Annotated in this window: 19 protein-coding genes; 6 read left to right on the top strand and 13 right to left on the bottom strand. The window is 67.2% G+C overall.

Annotated elements, in window-relative coordinates:
- Positions 1-18: 18 nt before the first annotated feature.
- The 7 genes from ACQR50_RS14720 to ACQR50_RS14690 form a co-directional block, all read right to left on the bottom strand.
- Complete coding sequence (locus tag ACQR50_RS14720) at positions 19-489, bottom strand: hypothetical protein (protein WP_428968877.1); 471 nt, start codon at positions 487-489, stop codon at positions 19-21.
- A gap of 42 nt (positions 490-531) precedes the next feature.
- Positions 532-1,692, bottom strand: a complete 1,161-nt coding sequence (locus ACQR50_RS14715) for a murein hydrolase activator EnvC family protein (RefSeq protein WP_428968876.1) — start codon at positions 1,690-1,692, stop codon at positions 532-534.
- Positions 1,693-1,696: 4 nt separating this feature from the next.
- A complete protein-coding gene (locus ACQR50_RS14710; protein WP_042483928.1) occupies positions 1,697-2,119 on the bottom strand; it encodes a 23S rRNA (pseudouridine(1915)-N(3))-methyltransferase RlmH in 423 nt (140 codons plus the stop codon).
- A 19-nt stretch (positions 2,120-2,138) separates the two neighbouring features.
- Positions 2,139-2,543, bottom strand: a complete 405-nt coding sequence (rsfS, locus tag ACQR50_RS14705; RefSeq protein ID WP_042483930.1) for a ribosome silencing factor — start codon at positions 2,541-2,543, stop codon at positions 2,139-2,141.
- Positions 2,544-2,555: 12 nt separating this feature from the next.
- Complete coding sequence (locus tag ACQR50_RS14700; protein WP_428968875.1) at positions 2,556-3,155, bottom strand: nicotinate-nucleotide adenylyltransferase; 600 nt, start codon at positions 3,153-3,155, stop codon at positions 2,556-2,558.
- Positions 3,152-4,426, bottom strand: a complete 1,275-nt coding sequence (locus ACQR50_RS14695) for a glutamate-5-semialdehyde dehydrogenase (protein ID WP_428968874.1) — start codon at positions 4,424-4,426, stop codon at positions 3,152-3,154. The genes ACQR50_RS14700 and ACQR50_RS14695 overlap by 4 nt, the downstream gene beginning before the upstream one ends.
- An 82-nt stretch (positions 4,427-4,508) precedes the next feature.
- Positions 4,509-7,253 (bottom strand): [protein-PII] uridylyltransferase, encoded by a 2,745-nt coding sequence (locus ACQR50_RS14690; RefSeq protein WP_428968873.1) that lies wholly within the window; start codon positions 7,251-7,253, stop codon positions 4,509-4,511.
- A gap of 125 nt (positions 7,254-7,378) precedes the next feature.
- On the opposite strand from ACQR50_RS14690, the gene ACQR50_RS14685 reads away from it, so the two are divergent.
- On the top strand, positions 7,379-8,794 hold the full coding sequence (locus ACQR50_RS14685; protein WP_428968872.1) for a hypothetical protein: 1,416 nt from the start codon (positions 7,379-7,381) through the stop codon (positions 8,792-8,794).
- Here ACQR50_RS14685 and ACQR50_RS14680 read toward each other — a convergent pair.
- Entirely contained in the window at positions 8,749-9,384 is a 636-nt protein-coding gene (locus ACQR50_RS14680; protein ID WP_056436910.1) for a DedA family protein, read from the bottom strand. The two genes, ACQR50_RS14685 and ACQR50_RS14680, sit on opposite strands and share 46 nt — an antisense overlap.
- A 75-nt stretch (positions 9,385-9,459) precedes the next feature.
- Between ACQR50_RS14680 and ACQR50_RS14675 the strand changes: the two genes are divergently transcribed.
- From ACQR50_RS14675 to ACQR50_RS14665, 3 genes are all read left to right on the top strand, one after another.
- Entirely contained in the window at positions 9,460-10,257 is a 798-nt protein-coding gene (locus ACQR50_RS14675) for an aldo/keto reductase (RefSeq protein ID WP_428968871.1), read from the top strand.
- 100 nt (positions 10,258-10,357) lie between these two features.
- Positions 10,358-10,660, top strand: coding sequence for an ArsR/SmtB family transcription factor (locus ACQR50_RS14670; protein ID WP_428968870.1), 303 nt, complete (start codon positions 10,358-10,360; stop codon positions 10,658-10,660).
- Positions 10,661-10,665: 5 nt separating this feature from the next.
- Entirely contained in the window at positions 10,666-10,836 is a 171-nt protein-coding gene (locus ACQR50_RS14665; RefSeq protein ID WP_056436918.1) for a metallothionein, read from the top strand.
- Between the two features lie 71 nt (positions 10,837-10,907).
- Here ACQR50_RS14665 and ACQR50_RS14660 read toward each other — a convergent pair whose 3' ends face one another.
- The 3 genes from ACQR50_RS14660 to ACQR50_RS14650 all read right to left on the bottom strand — a co-directional run bounded on the left by ACQR50_RS14660 (position 10,908) and on the right by ACQR50_RS14650 (position 14,282).
- The gene (locus tag ACQR50_RS14660; RefSeq protein ID WP_428968869.1) at positions 10,908-12,305 is read right to left on the bottom strand and encodes a UdgX family uracil-DNA binding protein; all 1,398 of its coding nucleotides are present in this window, start codon (positions 12,303-12,305) and stop codon (positions 10,908-10,910) included.
- A 166-nt stretch (positions 12,306-12,471) separates the two neighbouring features.
- Positions 12,472-12,957, bottom strand: coding sequence for a hemerythrin domain-containing protein (locus ACQR50_RS14655; RefSeq protein ID WP_056437197.1), 486 nt, complete (start codon positions 12,955-12,957; stop codon positions 12,472-12,474).
- 80 nt (positions 12,958-13,037) lie between these two features.
- Entirely contained in the window at positions 13,038-14,282 is a 1,245-nt protein-coding gene (locus ACQR50_RS14650; protein ID WP_428968868.1) for a putative DNA modification/repair radical SAM protein, read from the bottom strand.
- A 106-nt stretch (positions 14,283-14,388) separates the two neighbouring features.
- On the opposite strand from ACQR50_RS14650, the gene ACQR50_RS14645 reads away from it, so the two are divergent.
- Both ACQR50_RS14645 and ACQR50_RS14640 read left to right on the top strand, forming a co-directional pair.
- Complete coding sequence (locus tag ACQR50_RS14645; RefSeq protein ID WP_428968867.1) at positions 14,389-15,102, top strand: DUF4163 domain-containing protein; 714 nt, start codon at positions 14,389-14,391, stop codon at positions 15,100-15,102.
- A gap of 37 nt (positions 15,103-15,139) precedes the next feature.
- Positions 15,140-15,523 carry a VOC family protein gene (locus tag ACQR50_RS14640; protein WP_428968866.1) on the top strand — a complete coding sequence of 128 codons (384 nt, stop codon included), beginning with the start codon at positions 15,140-15,142 and terminating at the stop codon, positions 15,521-15,523.
- Here the strand turns inward: ACQR50_RS14640 and ACQR50_RS14635 are convergent.
- Together ACQR50_RS14635 and mnmA are read right to left on the bottom strand one after the other, a co-directional pair.
- Positions 15,514-15,786, bottom strand: a complete 273-nt coding sequence (locus tag ACQR50_RS14635; RefSeq protein ID WP_184104828.1) for a UvrB/UvrC motif-containing protein — start codon at positions 15,784-15,786, stop codon at positions 15,514-15,516. The genes ACQR50_RS14640 and ACQR50_RS14635 overlap by 10 nt on opposite strands.
- A gap of 15 nt (positions 15,787-15,801) precedes the next feature.
- The gene (gene mnmA, locus ACQR50_RS14630; protein ID WP_428970715.1) at positions 15,802-16,899 is read right to left on the bottom strand and encodes a tRNA 2-thiouridine(34) synthase MnmA; all 1,098 of its coding nucleotides are present in this window, start codon (positions 16,897-16,899) and stop codon (positions 15,802-15,804) included.
- Positions 16,900-17,056 lie beyond the last annotated feature (157 nt).

The following is a 17,056-nucleotide window of genomic DNA, read 5'->3' as shown; positions in this document are numbered from 1 at the left end:
GCGACGGCGCATCAGACGCTATGCCTGACCGTTGCAGGAAACCGTGATGACGCGGCGTGTCGAAATTTCATACTCGACGTTGACCTGCATACATTCGCCGTCGTTGATGCGGGGGAGCGCCTTGGCACTTTGATGCCAGCGTCTCTTGCCAGCGGGCGTTTCCGCCGCTTTGCGCTCTGCCTCCGATCGCACTTGAGCCTTTATCTCGCTCTTGGTGCAAGGTCGGGAACTGAAGTCCGCCAGCATCTCCTCACACCTCTGACTGAAGTCGATCGACGGCGATGGCAACAGATAGGTGGCCACCACCTTATCGGGTCCGGACAACGCATAGTTCCGACCATAGGACGCGAGCGGCCCGGCACCTCGGGGCAGTACTATGATCCCCTCAATCTCGTTCATCAGCGCCTGCTGGCGTGCGGGCTGTGGCACCCCGGACACTTGGGCAAGGACCATGGCGATCAGCAAAAAGGGCGTGAGCATCGCGAACACTTACCGCCTTGAGATGATGCACACCATCCGGAAGGCAATCCCTCACCCCAGAAGGGCGGCAATATCCATCGGACGCCCGTCGCGGCGCAATTCGACCGTCACGCGCGGCTCGACACCGGCTCGTCCTCGTCCCGCACGGCCGAGGACCGCCCCCGCCGCGACATGGTCGCCGGGTTTGACCGCGATGCCGCCCAGACCGGTTACCAGGCTGGTCCAGCCGGTGCCGTGATTCAGGATGACGATCCCGCCATAGCCCCGGAATGCGCCCGCATAGCGGACCTCGCCGCCTGCGGGGGCGAGGACCGGCGCATAGGGAACGGTCGACAAGGTGATGCCGCGCGCCCGCACGCCCGAATCCGAAACCTCGCCGAAGCCGCCCGTGACCCGTCCCTTCACGGGCAGGCGATACGTGTCCGGCGGGATCACCGGGCCCATGACGCCTGCCCCGAGCGGACGCGAGACAGGGCCGGGGAGGGCGACCAGTTCGCCCGCCGTGGCCTGCGCCTCGCCCCGCTCGGCCATGCGGTCGACGATGTCGCGCGCCGCCTCGCCCAGCGCCAGTGCGCGGTTGGATTCGTCGATGGCGACCTGGCCCAGCGCCTCGGCGCGGCCGCGATGGCGTGCCTCCAGGCGGGCCAGCGCCTGGCGTTCGGATTCCAGCTTGGCGGTGGTCTCGGTCAGCGCCCGCGCTGCCACCGTCACCTGCGCGCGGACCCGGCGGGTGGCGGCCAGTTCGGCGCGGACGGTGGCAGAACGCGCCGCGATGACGGGGGCGACGGTGGCGAAGACCGCGCGGACATGCGCCAGATCGGCGACCGAGCCGGGCTGTGCCACCGCCGCGACCGGGGGACGCGCGGCCATGCTCTGCATCGCGGCCAGCAGATGCGCGAGCGGGGCCTGCGCGCTGGCCAGTTTCGCCTGTTGCTGCTCCAGCAGCCCGGCGACCAGATCGACGCGGGCGCGGGCCGCCGTCACCTCGGCCTCCGCCGCAGCGACGCGGGCGGCCATGGCGCGTTCCTTGGCCTGGGCGATGGCGGCGGCGTTGCGTTCGGCTCCGGCCTGTCGCTCCAGCGCCTGGGCTCGCGCCTGCGCTGCCGCCGCACCCGCACGGGCATCGGCTAGCCGTCGCTGGTCGGCGGCGATGTCGGTCGCGCCGAGCAGCGCCAGGGCCGCCAGCGCCAGCACGCCATGCCGCCGCCTCACGTGTTCAGCCTTCGCGGTGATAGGGATGGTTGGCGAGGATGCTGGTCGCGCGAAACAGTTGCTCGGCCAGCATCGCGCGCGCCATCATGTGCGGCCAGGTCGCCCGGCCATAGGAGATGAGCAGGTCGGCGCGAGCGCGGTCGGCATCCTCGAATCCATCCGCCGCGCCGATCATGAAGCGGCACTCGCGCACGCCATCGTCACGCCAGCGCTCCAGCCGACGCGCGAAATCCATCGAGGACAGGTTCTCGCCCTTCTCGTCCATCAGGACCAGACGCGCCTGTCCCTCTAACGGCGGGACCTTGCCGCCGGTGTCGGGGAGTTCGGTGACCTTGGTCGGCCAGCCGATCCGCTTGATATAGCGGTCGACCAGCTCGGCCTCGGGCGAACGGCCGATCCGCCCGCGCGCGACGATATGCAGCAGCACGGGCGGACCTTGGCGTGAATCAGGGGTTACGGTCGGCCGGGCTGGCCGGGGGAGTCGGCGCATCGCCGAACGCCCACATGCGCTCCAGATTGTAGAAGCTGCGGACCTCGGGCCGGAACAGGTGGACGATGACGTCGTTCGCGTCGATCAGCACCCAGTCGGCGGTCGGCAGACCCTCGATCCGGACCGAGCGGCCGAACTCGGCCTTGATCTTCTCGGCGAGTTTCATCGCCATCGAGGCGACCTGCCGGGTCGAGCGACCGCTGGCGATCACCATGAAATCGGCAATCGACGATTTGCCCGCGAGCGGGATCGAGATCGTCTCCACCGCCTGGTCGTCATCCAGCGACGCGAGGATCAGGCGATGCAGCGCCTCCACCTCGGCGGGATCGGACGGACGCGGCGATTGCGGGGAAGTGGCCAAGTGAGCTCCTGTTCAGGGGACGTTCCGGCCCATATGCCGAAACCAGTCCGGATCGCGGGCCCGAAGGCCCGTGGCGGAAGTCGGGTCGGGGCGGAAGCGCAACAGCACGAAGGCCGGCAAACTCCACATCGTCCAGTTCTTCGCCTGGCCCGGACGCCTCTGGAAACGCCTGAACCAGCCCAGCGCGGGTGTCGCGTGGGCGGCGGCATTGTACCCCGGACGGCCGATAACCGCAATCGGGATCGCGCGGGCAATATCGCGCCACCCGCGCCAGCGATGAAATTGCTCCAGATTGTCCTCGCCCATCAGCCAGATGAACGTGTGGCCGGGGTAGCGGCGCTGGATTTTCCGCACCGTGTCGAGCGTGTAGCGGGTGTGCAGTTCCTGCTCGATCGCGCTGGCCCGGATCGGCGCGCGGCGTGCCATTTTCCGGGCCGAGGCGAACCGCGCGGCAAAGGGCGCCATGTCGCTGGCACCGTCCTTGAGCGGATTGCCCGGCGACACCAGCCACCACACTTCGTCCAGGTTCAGCGCGCGCATCGCGTCCAGCGTGATGCGGCGATGCCCCTTATGGGCGGGATTGAACGACCCGCCGAGCAGACCGATCCTCATCCCTGATTTTCGGCCCGGATCTGCCCGGTCCCGCGCCCGATCCACTTATAGGTGGTCAGCCCTTCGAGCGCGACCGGACCGCGCGCGTGCAGCCGCCCGGTGGCGATGCCGATCTCGGCGCCCAGTCCGAACTCGCCGCCGTCCGCGAACTGGGTCGATGCGTTCCACAGCACGATGGCGCTGTCGACCTGGGCCAGGAAGCGCTCGGCGACGCCCGTGTCCTCGGCGACGATCGCGTCGGTATGGTGCGATCCATGCGCGGCGATATGGGCCATCGCTCCCTCCAGGCCGTCGACCAGCGCGACGCTGGCGATCGCATCGAGATATTCGGTATCCCAGTCCTCGGCCGTGGCGGCCTCCAGTCCGGGAACGATCTCGCGCATGTCGGCATCCCCACGCACCGTGCAACCCGCGTCGATCAGCGCGGCGACCAGTTCGGCGGGGTGGCAGTAGGCGCGGTCGATCAGCAGCGTCTCCATCGCGCCGCAAATGCCGGTGCGGCGCATCTTGGCATCGCGCACGATCCGCCGCGCCATGTCATGATCGGCCGAGCCATCGACATAGACATGGTTGATCCCGTCGAGATGCGCGAGCACCGGCACCTTGGCCTCGGCCTGCACCCGCGCGACCAGGCTCTTGCCGCCGCGCGGGATCAGCAGGTCGATCAGCCCGTCGGCGGCCAGCATCGCACCCACGGCGGCGCGGTCGGTGGTCGGCACCAGTTGCACCGCATCCGCAGGTCCGCCCGCCGCCGTCCATCCCCGGACGAAGGCGGCGTGCAGCGCACGGTTGCTGTGCACCGCCTCCGACCCGCCGCGCAGGACCGCGGCATTGCCCGCCATGGCGCAGAGGGCGGCGGCGTCGACCGTGACGTTGGGGCGGCTTTCATAAACGATGCCGATCACCCCCACCGGCACGCGAACGCGCGACAGGTTCAGGCCGTTGGGCCGGGTGCGCTCGTCGATCCGCTCGCCCACGGGATCGGGAAGAGCGGCCACCGCCTCCACGCCCGCGACGATGCCCGCGATCCGCGCCTCGTCCAGCGTCAGCCGGTCGAGCATGGCAGTGGACAGACCGTTGGCCGCGCCCGCCGCCACGTCGCGCGCATTGGCCTCCAGCACCGCCGGCGTCGCCTCGCGGATCGCGGCGGCGGCGGCGCGCAGGGCATCGGCCTTCGCCTCGGTCGGCATCTGCGCCAGCGTGACGGCGGCGCTGCGGGCCCGCTGGCCCATATCGGCGATCAGGGCGGGAATATTGTTCAGGTCGGCCATGCGGGGGCGGTATCATGTCGGGACGACGCACCCAAGCATGGGAATCTTGCTCTCCTGCAAGGTGCGGTGATCGCAAGGCCGTTTATGCCGCGATCTCCAGCGCTTCGCCCGCCGCCGCGCCCAGCAGCCTCTTCTCCAGCGTCTTCAACCGGCCGCCATTGGTAATTTGATCCCCGGTCAGGTCGGTCAGGTAGAAGACGTCGACGGCGCGTTCGCCATAGGTTGCGACATGGGCGGAGTGGATCGTCACCTTCGACTGGAACAGCGCATGGGCCAGCTGATTCAGCAGCGCGGGGCGGTCGCGGGCATGGACCTCGACAACCGTGAAGCGGTTGGACGCGCGATTGTCGATCAGGACGTTGGGCGCGATAGGGAAGGCATCGGCGCGCGGCCGGGCATTGGGCTTGGCGACCAGCCGGTCGGCCAGCTTGCTGCGATTGGCCAGCGCATCCTCGATCGCGCGGCGCAGGCGGGACAACTGGCCGGGATCGTCGAAGGGTCGACCCAGCGGATCCTGCACCAGGAAATTGTCGATCGCCATGCCGTCGCGCGTGGTGTGGATGCGCGCATCGATGATGTTGCCGCCCGCGACATGGATCGCGCCCGCGATACGATAGAACAGGCCCGGATGGTCGGCGGCATAGATGGACACCAGGGTCGCGCCGCGCTCGCCGTAAACCTGCGCGTCGATCGACAGCTGCGCATCGCCCGCCGCCGCCATCTGGCGGGCATTATGGGCCAGCACATCCTCGGGCTCGGCGATCCAGTATGCCTCGGGCAGGCGGCGGACCAGCGCAGCGAACTGCGCCTCGGGCCAGCCCAGTATCTCGGCCAGCCGCGCCTGCTTGGCGGCAATCCGCTCGGTCCGGCCACGCTGCTTGTGGCCCAGGCGCAGCACCTCCTCGGCGGCGTCGTACAGGTCGGCGAGCAGCTGGCGCTTCCAGCCGTTCCACGTCCCCGGCCCGACCGCGCGAATGTCGACGATGGTCAGCAGGAGGAGCAGGCGAAGCCGCTCGGGGCTCTGGACCGTCTCGCAAAAGTCGAGGATCGTCTTGAAGTCCGACAGGTCGCGCTTGAACGCGGTGGCGGACATCAGCAGGTGCCAGCGGACCAGCCACGCCACCGTTTCGGTTTCGGCCTCGCTCAGGCCCAGGCGTGGGCAAAGCCGCTCGGCCACCTCCGCGCCCAGGATCGAATGGTCACCGCCACGCCCCTTGGCGATGTCGTGGAGGAGGACCGCGACATAAAGGACGCGCCGCGACACGATCTGGTCGATGATCGCCGAGGCGACGGGATGCTCCTCGACCAGTTCCTGCCGTTCGATCTTCGCCAGCAGGCCCAGCGCGCGGATGGTGTGCTCGTCGACCGTATAATGGTGATACATGTCGAACTGCATCTGCGCCACGACACGGCCGAAATCGGGCATGAAGCGGCCGAAGACGCCAGCCTCGTTCATCCAGCGCAGCACCAGTTCGGGGTCGTGACGGCTGGTCAGCACGTCGAGGAACAGGGCGTTGGCGCGCGGATCGTTGCGGATATCGTCGGCGAGCTTGGCATCGCGCGACGCCGCGCGCACCGCCAGCGGATGGACCTCCAGCTCGTAACGATCGGCGAGCTGGAAGATCTCGATCAGGCGGACCGGGTCCTCTTGGAAGAAGCTGTCGCGCGGCAAAGCGAGCCGCCCGCGATCGAGCACGAAGCCGTTCAACCGGCGCGGGCGCCTGCGGATGGTGGGCAGGCCGAAACGATGGCCCCGCGCCGCGAACCGCTCGTCCAGATGCGCCAGAAACGCACCGGTCAGCGCGCCTACCGTCTTCACCTGGAGGAAATAGAGCTGCATGAACCGCTCGACCTTGGCCTTGCCGGGCCGGTCGGAGAAGCGCATCCGCTCGGCGATCTGGCGCTGCACGTCGAAGGTCAGCCGGTCCTCGGCCCGGCCGGTGATGGTGTGGAGGTGACAGCGCACCGCCCACAGGAAATTGTCGGCGCGGTGGAATTGCCGATATTCCTCGCGGGTGAACAGGCCCCGGTCGATCAACTCGGCGGCGCGGTCGACGTCATAGACGTACTTGCCGATCCAGAAGAGCGCGTGCAGGTCGCGCAGGCCGCCCTTGCCCTCCTTGACGTTCGGTTCGACGACATAGCGGGTGTCGCCCATCTTGCGGTGGCGCAGGTCCCGCTCGGCCAGCTTGTCGGCGATGAACTGGCGATGCGAATCGGTCTGGATCTCGGTCTTGAAGCGGCGCGATGCCTCGCCGTACAGCGCCTGGTCGCCGCACAGGAAACGCCCCTCCAGCAGGGCGGTGCGGACGGTCACATCGGCCTTGGCCTGGCGGATCATCTCGTCGATCGAACGGCTGGAGTGGCCGACCTTCAGCCCCAGGTCCCAGATCGAATAGAGCATCGATTCGATGACCTGCTCGGCATGCGGAGTCTGCTTGAAGGGGGTGAGGAAGCCGATATCGACGTCCGAATAGGGCGCCATCTCGCCCCGCCCATAGCCGCCGACCGCGATCAGGGTCAGCCGCTCGCCCGCCGTGGGGTTGCTCACGGGGTAGAGCGTGTCGGTGGTGAACTCGAACAACACCTTCAGCACCTGGTCGGTCAGATAGGCCTGCGCCGCCGCCGCCTCCAACCCGCGCGAGGGATGGAGCGACAGCCGTCGCGCCACTTCCTGCCGCCCGGCATCGAGTGCGGCGCGCAGGACGGGGGTGACGAGCGTGCGGCCTTCCGGCCCCGTGATCCCCAGGGCGGCGACCTGGTCGGCGAGCGCCCGGCGATCGACGATGGCGCGGCGGTTGGGCAGGGATTCGAAACGGCTGTGCATCAGGCCTTCATAGGGGCTGGTGATGAACAAAAGGAGAGGGAGGCGATTCAATCCTCGACAAGGCGCGCTTGTCCGCGACCGGCAGGGCGGGTAGCGCCGGAGCCCGTGAACCGGGGGATGATCCGATGACGCGGTGGCAGGGCTTGGGCGGCATTCGGGCGGGGCTGTTCCTGTTGGTCTGGTTCTCCTGTGTCTGGTTCGGGTCCTGGGAGTGGAATCCCAACAATGCGACCCGCCTCTTCGCCGCGATCCGCATGGTCGAGAACGGCACCGCGACCATCGACCCCTTCGCGCCGCTGACCATCGACAAGGCGCAGTTCGGCGCGCATGCCTATCTCGACAAGGCGCCGGGCATGACGCTGATGGCGCTGCCCGCCGTGGCGCTGACCGATCTGGCCACCGGCGACCGGGCCGAGCATCATATCATGTCCACGGTCGATCCCGGTTTCGTCGACTATCTGAAGCTGCGCACCCGCGTCGCCGCCGCCACGGGCTCCGCGCTGCTGACCGCGATCGCGGCCGTTTTGCTGTTCGACTTCGCACTGGGCCTGAGCGGCCGCGCAGGGGCGGGGCTCTTCGCCGCGCTCGGCTATGCGCTGGGGACGCCGATCTGGGGCTATTCCACGACCCTGCTCGGCCATGCGAGCGTGGCGGCGCTGTTCGTCATCGCGCTGATCGGGATGGCGCGGGGCGGTGGACGCTGGCTGGCGGTGGCGGGGCTGGCGCTCGGCTGGGCAGTGGTGGTCGAGTATCAGGCGGTCCTGGCCGGGACCGTCATCGGGCTCTGGGCGCTGTGGCGGCACCGGGCGACCCCGAAGGCGCTGCTACCGTTGCTGGCGGCGGGCGTGGCCGGACTGCTGCCGCTGTTCGCCTATAATCTCTTCGCCTTCGGGACGCCGTTCCGCATCGGCTATTCGGGCGTGGTCGGGTTCGAGGGGATGAACCACGGGTTGTTCGGACTGACCTTTCCCCGGATCGCGGTGCTTCGCGAAATCCTGACCGGCCCGACGCGCGGGATCGTCTGGGTCGCGCCGGTACTGGTGCTGGCCCCGATCGGGCTGTGGCGGCTGGGCGAGGATCGGGCGACGCGCGGGCTGGCGCTGACCGCCGCCGGGGTCGCGCTGGTCGCGCTGCTGGTCAATGCGGCCTATGTCTATTGGGATGGCGGCAACGCCACCGGCCCGCGTCATGCCATGCCGCTGGCGGGCGTGATGGCGCTGGGGCTGGCGCCGCTCTGGACGATGGCGCGGCGGCTCTGGATGCGCGGCTTGCTCGCGTCGGTGCTGACGGGATCGATGGCGATCAACCTGACCATCGCATCGGCCGAGATCTTCGCCCCGCCGACCTTCCGCTGGGCCTGGTGGCAGGCGGTGATGCAGCAGCGCTTCCTGTTCGGCGACCTGCGCACCATCCCCTCCGAATGGTGGGGATGGACGAGCTGGCACGGCCTGTACCTCTGGGCGGCGGTGGCGGTCCCGCTCGCTTTGGGGCTGGTTCAGTCCTGCGCGCGCTTCAGCCCGCGTACCCGGTGCCAGATGTAAAGGCCGATCAGCACGACCAGCACGATCCCGATCGCCAGGTCGGCGCGGTGGAAGAACGCCTTGACGCGCGGGTCCGAATCCCACTTCTCGCCCAGCTCGCGTCCGACGATGGCCAGCACCAGGCAGAAGGGCCAGCTGCCCAGAAAGGTGTAGAGGTGGAAGGGGACGAGCTTCATCCGCGCCACACCCGCCGGAAAGGCGATGAAGGTGCGGATCACCGGCAGCAGACGCCCGATGAGCACCGCGATCGAACCATAGCGCGCGAAGAAGCGGTCGGCGGCGTCCAGCTCGCCCGGCCCGATCAGCAGGTACTTGCCCCAGCGCTCGGCGACCGGCCGTCCGCCGCGCTTGCCGATCTCATAGGCGACGATCGAACCCAGATTGCAGCCCAGCGCGCCCGCCGTCGCGGCGAGGTACAGGTTGAACTGCCCGGTCGACACCAGATAGCCCGCGAACGGCATGATGATCTCGGAGGGCAGCGGAATGCACGCGCTCTCGATCGCCATCAGCAGCATGATGCCCAGATAGCCACCGGTGGAAATGACCCAGATGGCGAAGCTCGCCAGCGCGGAAAGAATATGCTCGACCATGGGGGCAGCGACTTGCGCGATCGGGGGGCGGGGGTCAATCGGAACCGCATGAGGGGGCGGCCGGTTTGGGACGGCATGAAGACACTGACCCTGAACGACGGCCGCGCCATGCCCCAGCTGGGGCTGGGCACTTATCAGATCCCGGATTCGCAGGCGGCGCTGGTGGTGCGGCGTGGCCTCGATACCGGATACGGCCTGGTCGACACCGCCGCCATATACGGCAATGAGCGCGGCGCGGGCGACGGGCTTCGCGACGCCGACGCCTTCCTGACCACCAAGCTGTGGAACGACCGCCACCGCGACGCCGAAGCCGCTCTGGACGAAAGCCTGGCGCTGCTGGGTGTCGAGGCGGTCGACCTGTATCTGATCCACTGGCCGGTGCCTGCCGAGGACGCCTATGTCGAGGCATGGCAAAGCCTGATCGCGCTTCGCGATGCGGGCAAGGCGAGGTCGATCGGCGTGTCCAACTTCCTGCCCGAGCATCTGGACCGGATCATCGAGGCCACCGGCGTGGTGCCCGCCGTCAACCAGATCGAACTCCACCCCCGCTTCCAGCAGCGCGAGGCGCGGGCCTATCATGAAGCCAACGGCATCGTGACCCAGAGCTGGAGCCCGTTGGGGCAGGGCGGGGCGCTGCTGAAGACGGCCGAGATTGCGGGCATCGCGGAGAAACATGGTCGCTCGACCGCACAGGTCGTGCTGGCCTGGCATCTGGCGCACGGCCTGTCGGTGATCCCCAAGGCGGCGGATGCGGCGCATATGACGGATAACTTCGCGGCGACCGAGCTGGTGCTGGACGATGAGGACATGGCGGCGATCGATGCGCTGGACGATGCCGATGGGCGGATCGGTCCGGATCCGAGGGTGATGTAACGGGGCGTACCGCGCCTCGGCGGCATTGAAATCCACCAATCCTGATTGACATCAAGATTGATATGAACATATTAGGATGTGTTCATATGTTGGTATATGCATGACACCGGATGAGGGCGCGTTACTGGCCGATGTGTTTCGCCTTTTGGGCGAGCCCAATCGGCTGCGGCTGGTGGTCGCGTGTCTGGATGGGCCGCGCACCGTCAGCGAGCTGACGCAGGACGTCGGCGTGAGCCAGAGCCTGGCTTCGCAACATCTGCGGCTGTTGCGCGCCGGGCGCTTGCTTAAGCAAAGTCGGCAGGGGCGCAACGTGCTTTACGAACTGCCCGACTGTCATATCCGGACCATGCTGACCAACATGATGGACCATGTGCTCGAACCCGATTCCCTAGACGAGGAGTAAGTCGAATGGCCGTCACCGTCGATCAAGTGAAGTGCGCCTGCGCCGATTGCGTCTGCATCGTCAGCGTCAACAATGCCATCGAAGCCGAAGGCCGCAGCTTCTGTAGTGACGCCTGTGCCCAGCATCATGAGGGCGGCACGGGTTGCGACCATGCCGGTTGCACCTGCCACGGCTGATCCCTTTCGAGGGCCGGGTGCCGATCGCGCCCGGCCCCTTGATTATCGACAATAAATTGCTGGCCGCCGCTTCACGATAGCGCTGCGGCGGCAAGTTTCAGGTCATCCACGAACCGCGCATATTCGACCCCCTTTGCCGCCGGATCGGGCAGGCGGAGCAGATAGCTCGGATGCACCGTGATGAAGGCCATGCCGCCATCGGGCAGCGTCAGAGCCTTGCCGCGCTCGCGCCCGATCGTCATGACCTTGCCGAACAACGATCGTGCGGCCGTCGCACCCAGTGCTACCGTCACCCGGGGTTGGATGAGCAGACGTTCCTGCTCGACCCACCAGCGACAGGCTTGGATCTCACCCGCATTGGGTGAGCTGTGGATGCGGCGCTTGCCGCGCGGCTCGAACTTGAAATGTTTGACCGCGTTGGTGACATAGGCCGTCGCCCGGTCGATCCCGGCTTCCGCCACCGCGCGGTCGAACACCTGTCCGGCCGGGCCGACAAAGGGGTGGCCCGCCAGATCCTCCTGGTCGCCGGGCTGTTCGCCGACGAACATCAGGGCGGCATCGACCGGACCCTCGCCGAACACCGTCTGGGTCGCGGGCGCATGGAGCGGGCAGCGGGTGCAGGTCATCGCCTCGTCCCTGAGCGCCGCCCAGGCCGCCTGCGCATTGCCGCCGCGCCCGGTCCGCACATCCGTCTTGGCCGTTGCGATCATACCCGTCTCCCGCGCCTGCGCGCCCGCGATCAATTCGGAGACCAACGCGGTTTCCGGCATGTTTTTCCAGTATTTGCGCGGCATCTCCTTGAGCATCGCGCCGATCTTCACGCGCGCGGGATTGAAGATGCTGGCATAATAGGTCTTCCACACCGCCTCGGTCGGATCGCCCTCGGGCGCGTCTGCCCTGCTCGCGCCGGGACCTTCGGTGAGCGTCTTGCCGTCCCAGTGGAGCGATACCTCGGGCGTCAGGATCGACCAGCGCATGGTGGTGAAGCGGTTGACGAAGAACGCCGCATTGGCGCGCACGATATGATGCTCGGGCTCGAACCAGGCGACATAGCGCGGGCCGTCGTCATCCTCGGTCTCGCGAAAGCGCAGAAAGGCACGCATCTTGTGGATGTCGCGCCGCACCGCCTTGGCCAGTCGGTCGAGGCGGCGGATCAGCGGATCGGCCTGATCCTCGATCAGCCGGGGGTGGCGGCGCAACCGGTCGAGCGCGGTGTGGAGCAGGGCGAAACGCTCTTGGTCGTTGGACAGGATGACGCTGCGCGCAAGGTCGATAAAGCCGCGCGACACGTTGAAGCGGGGGGCGGTGGTGGCCGGATTGTCCTCGGCAACCGCGCCGAACAGATCGGCTAGCTGCTCGCCGACCTGCCACACGACCTGGTCGGGCGGCACGCTGTCGGCGATCAACCCCCGCGCGGCGTCGCGCCAGGCGTCGAAGTCGTCGGGGGCGGGCAGGGTTATGATGCGCATGGGTTCGCGACGTTCCTCCCCTGCAAGGGGAGGGGGACCAGCGAAGCTGGTGGAGGGGTGTCCCCGGCTGCGAGGGCAGGCTTCGCTCGCGACCGGTTACACCCCTCCGTCAGGCCTTCGGCCTGCCACCTCCCCTGCAAGGGGAGGAATTGGCGCATAGGCAAGCTCAATCGCGCTCGTCTCCGCCGGGCGGGTTGGCCTTGGCTTCCTTCGCTTCGATGGGTTTGCGGGTTTCGTAGATTTCGGCGAGCTTCTGCTCGGTGGCGTCGTCGAGTTCCTTTTCGGCGGCGGGGAACATCTCTTCCTCTTCCTCGTCGATATGATGCTCGTAGCGATGGCGCATATGGAAGAATTTGGACTCCCACTCGTCCGATGCGAAGTCGAGGTCCATCATCTCGCCCAGCAGATCGTCGATCTCCTTATGCTCGGACACCGAGTGGCGTGCATCGTCGCGCAGCTCGGGCTCGCCCAGCATGGTGGCGTAGAGCGACTCTTCCTCGGCGGCGGCATGGCTCTGAATCTCGATGCGGAACGCTTCGAACAGCTTCTTGCGCTTGGCGCCGTCGCCCTTCAACTCGGCGAGTTCCTTCAGCATCTCGCGCTGCTTGTCGTGGTCGCGCTTCAGATCGGCATAGATTTCGGCGGTGGCCATGATCGTCTCCTTCGCATGGCCCAACGGCGCAACATGACGCGCGTTTCACCCGCGAATCACTCTCATGGAATCAGGTATACTCAGCCGAACAGCTCAAGCTGCTTGGCGCTAGGCTTGATCAGCGGTTTCAGGTCCGCCCGCTCGGCCAGCGCCACCGGGCGCCAGTCCTCCGCGATCAGGAAGGGGCGCAGCTTGGTGATCGAGACGGTCAGCCGCCCGACATCCTCCAGCCGAAGCTTGCGCCATTTGCGGGTGGCGATGATCCGGTCCACCGCCTTCACGCCCAGTCCCGGCACGCGCAGCAGCATCTCGCGCGGGGCACGGTTCACGTCGACAGGAAAGTTCTGACGGAATTTCAGCGCCCAGGCGAGCTTGGGATCGATATCGAGCGGCAGCATCCCCGTCGCTTCGTCCGCGGCCGCCGCCACTTCATTGGGGCGATAGTCGTAGAAGCGCATCAACCAGTCGGACTGGTACAGCCGATGCTCGCGCATCAGCGGCGGACGTTGCAGCGGCAGCACGGCCGAGGCGTCGGGGATCGGGCTGAACGCCGAATAATAGACGCGGCGTAAGGAAAAACGACCGTACAGGGTCGCGGCACGACCGACGATGTCGCGGTCGGTCGCGGCATCCGCGCCGACGATCATCTGGGTCGACTGGCCTGCGGGCGCGAAGCCGGGGGCGGACTTGTACTTCTTCGCCGCGTCGGTCCGGTCTTCGATCGCAGTCTTCACATCGGCCATCGCCCCTTCGATCCGGCCCGCATCCTTTTCGGGCGCGAGGCGGCGGAGACCGCCCACCGTGGGCAGCTCGACATTGATCGACACGCGGTCGGCATGAACCCCGGCCAGCCGCACCAGCTCGGGATCGGCATCCGGGATCGTCTTCAGATGGATATAGCCGCGAAAGCCATGATCCTCACGCAGGGACCGCGCGACCTCGACGATCTGCTCCATCGTATAGTTGGACGATTTGATGATGCCCGAGGAAAGGAACAGCCCCTCGATATAATTGCGCCGGTAAAAGGCCAGCGTCAGGTTCACCACCTCCTGCGCGGTGAAGCGCGCGCGGCGGACGTTCGAGGACTTGCGGTTGATGCAATAATGGCAGTCGAAGATGCAGCTGTTGGTCAGCAATATCTTTAGCAGCGAGATACAGCGGCCATCGGGCGCATAGGCGTGGCAGATGCCCATGCCCTCGGTCGATCCGATCCCCTTGCCGTCGCGGCTGTTGCGTTTCGACGTCCCCGACGACGCACAGGACGCGTCATATTTTGCGGCATCGGCCAGGATCGCCAGCTTCTCACGGGTGTCAAGTTGCGCCATGTGTTCGATATATGTTCGCCCACGCGGCGGGACAAGCGGCTCGTCGCCAGTCATCGGCCGTACAGCCCGTCCGGTCCATATTGCCGATATCGAGGGGAGACGATTGATGCATAAGGTGATGATCGCGCTGGCTTTGATCGGTGCCGCCAGCCCGGTTGTGGCGCAGGTCGTGACACGCGAGGCCAAGACCGCCGACTATGAATTCAGCTATGCCTATCCGGCGGCCGCGGCGCGGATCGGTGGGCTGAAGGCATGGCTCGACGCCGACCGCGCACGCATCCAGGCGAAGGCGGCGCGCGACGGGGCCGCCGGCCGTCGCGACGCTAAACAATCGGGCTTTCCTTATAACCGCTATTCCTTCGACAAGACGTGGAAGGTCGTGACCGACACACCGCGCTTCCTGAGCCTGTCGGGCGACAGCTATAGTTTCACCGGCGGCGCGCATGGCTCGCCTGCCTCCCATGAATTGGTCTGGGACAAGGCGGTGGGGCGGCGGCTGGACCCGAAGGCGGTGTTCACGTCGCTGCCCGCGCTCCAAACTGCGATCCGCACCGACTATTGCGCGAGGCTCAAGGCTGAGCAGGTGAAGCGTAATCAAGGCGATCTATCGTCGATGAACGCCTGCCCGCCGTTGAAGGACCTGACCATGCTGCTGGGCTCGACCAATGGCCGCGCGATCGACCGGATCGGGCTGATCGCCGACCCTTATGTGGCGGGCTCCTATGCCGAGGGAGCCTATGAGGTCACGCTGCCGGTGACGCGGGCGATCCTGGGTGCGGTGAAGCCGGAATATCGCGGGGCGTTTGCGGTGCGGGGGTGATATGACCCGGTAGCGGCAACGGCGAGGGAGGGGAAGGGTGCGGCTGAATCAAGTGACGGTCGGTGCGACCGATTTCGAGGCCAGCGTCCGCTTCTACTGCGATCTGGGTCTGCGCCTGATCGTCTCGTCGCGCGGCGAATATGCCCGGGGCGAAATGCCGGAGGGGGATGCGACCTTCTCCATCCACCTGCAAAGCGACGTGCCCGGCGATGGGCCGATCATCTATTTCGAGGTCGATGACGTGGATGCTGCCGCCGCCCGATTCACGGCACAGGGCGGCACGTTGGAGTCAGGACCGGAAGACCAGCGTTGGCTCTGGCGGGAGGCACGGCTGCGCGACCCCGCCGGTAATCGGCTTTGCCTGTTTCAGGCGGGAAGCAATCGGCGCTTCCCGCCATGGCGGATCAAGGGTCACCCCTGACGCCGCCCGCGTCCCTTGGTCATCGGATCGGGCTTTTTCGGCGGCACCCAGCCTTCGGGGCGTTCCGGGCGGGATTGGCTGGTGCCCAGGCCCATGGCGCCGGGTTGCTGGCGGGTCAGGCCGCTGGTGTCGACGGCGACGTCCTCCGCGCCGCCGCGCAACAGGTTGATCCGGTCGCGCAGGGCCCGTGCCTCCTCGAAGTCGAGGCGTTCGGCGGCCGCTTCCATCTGGCGGCGCAGTTCTTCGAGGGTCGGGGCGGTCATGCCCGGACCAACGCCTCAGGCGGCGATGCGTGCCGCCTCGGTCTCGGCGATCCAGCCGCCGCCCAGCACGCGGTCGCCGTCATAGAGCACCGCCGCCTGGCCCGGCGACACGCCATATTCGGGCGCATCGAACACCAGCCGGTCGCCGACCATGCGGGCGGGCACCGGCTTGGCCATGGAGCGGACCTTGGCGAGAAGCGGGCCGTCGAGCGGTCCCAGCACGTTCATGGACGTCAGCCGCGCCGCCTCCACCGCCAGCGCGACGCGCGGGCCGACGACGACGCGCTTGGTATCGGGCTCCAGCCGGACGACATAGAGCGGTTCCGGGCTACCGCCGATCTCCAGACCGCGCCGCTGGCCGACCGTATAATGGATCAGGCCGCGATGCTCGCCGAGCTTGGCGCCCGACAGATCGACGATATCGCCGCGCGTATCCGCTTCCGGACGCAATTTCTTGACCAGTCCGGCATAGTCGCCATCGGGTACGAAGCAGATGTCCTGGCTGTCCGGCTTGGCCGCGACGCTTAAGGACAGTTCGGCGGCGATCTCGCGCACCCGCGACTTTGGCAGCGCGCCCAGCGGAAAGCGCAGGAAGTTCAGCTGATCCTGCGTCGTGGCGAACAGGAAATAGCTCTGGTCGCGCGCGGGATCGGCGCCGCGATGCAGCTCCGCACCGTTCACCCCCTCGACCCGGCGGACATAGTGGCCGGTCGCCAGACAGTCCGCGCCCAGGTCGCGCGCCAGCTTCAGCAGGTCGGTGAATTTCGGCCCCATATTGCACTGGACGCAGGGGATGGGCGTGCGCCCGGCAAGATATTCGTCGGCGAAGCGATCGACCACCTGGGTGCGGAAACTGTCTTCATGGTCAAAGACATAATGTGCGATGCCCAGGCGATCGCACACGGCGCGCGCGTCGCGGATATCGCGGCCGGCGCAGCAGGCGCCCGCGCGGCCCACCGCCTCGCCATGGTCGTAGAGTTGCAGGGTGACGCCGATCGTCTCGGCCCCCGTGGCATGGGCGAGCGCGGCCACGACCGAACTGTCGACGCCACCCGACATCGCGACCACGATCCGCTTGGCCCGGGGATCGCCCCCAAGCTGAAAGTCCACCATCTGCTCCATGGTGGCCCCCATACGCCTTTCGCGCGCGTCATGCAAAAAAGCGGAGCGTCCTCCCGATTGAAGCAGGGGCAAGCGTCGTAAAATAGGGAGAATAGTTTTGGGCCTTTACCCGGCTTTCATATCCCGTCGATAACAAGGCCGCTCACCC

Origin of the sequence: Sphingomonas sp. Xoc002, assembly GCF_050408055.1 — a bacterium.
GTDB lineage: Bacteria > Pseudomonadota > Alphaproteobacteria > Sphingomonadales > Sphingomonadaceae > Sphingomonas > Sphingomonas yabuuchiae.
The sequence above is the reverse complement of the archived record's forward strand: the minus strand, read 5'-3'. Positions and strand labels throughout refer to the sequence as shown.